This is a genomic window from Halomonas sp. ND22Bw (genome assembly GCF_003011945.1).
Classification (GTDB): domain Bacteria; phylum Pseudomonadota; class Gammaproteobacteria; order Pseudomonadales; family Halomonadaceae; genus Halomonas; species Halomonas halophila.
Window position 1 is genome coordinate 1 of sequence record NZ_PXWD01000076.1, and the last position, 555, is coordinate 555.

The 555-nt window shown below is 68.5% G+C and carries 1 pseudogene; it reads right to left on the bottom strand.

From position 1 onward, the window contains the following. A pseudogene (locus tag CVH10_RS17025) lies at positions 1-555 on the bottom strand (hypothetical protein); the annotation flags it as partial.

Genomic DNA, 555 nt, shown 5'->3' on the forward strand with positions numbered 1-555 from the left:
AGCATCGGCGGCTGGCCGAGCGGCCAGGGGTTGGCGTCATCGATGCGCACCCACTGGCGAGTAACGGGCGCACCGTCGTCCTGCCACGCACCGCGTGCCAAGGCCTCCTTCAATGAGAAGACATGATCGACATGCCCACCGAGCGCCGCGTAGTCCTCGAGCCGCATGCTGAATTCGATGGGCGCGACGATGGCCGGCGTAGGCACGGTACCGAAGCTGTTGTCGGGCATGCGCATGACGTCGACCATCACGGTGATCCCGCCACCCGGCCACACATAGGCCGGCGCACCGCCGCAGGTCACGTTGACCAGCGCGCGCTTGATAGCACGGGTGAGCAGCACCGGGTTCTCGGTGACGCCCGCGCGCAGGCTGCCGCCGGCGCCGCCGAGGAAGAGCACGGTGCACAGCGAGGGCTCGCAGTTCTCGCCGATGCGCTCGACGATGCGGCGCACTTGCGGCGGCATCGGCTGCTCGACCGGCACCAGCGCATCGTCGAGCACGCCGTATTTTGCGGTATGCAGGGCACCACCGATCAGCAGCGCCCCGACCAGGAAC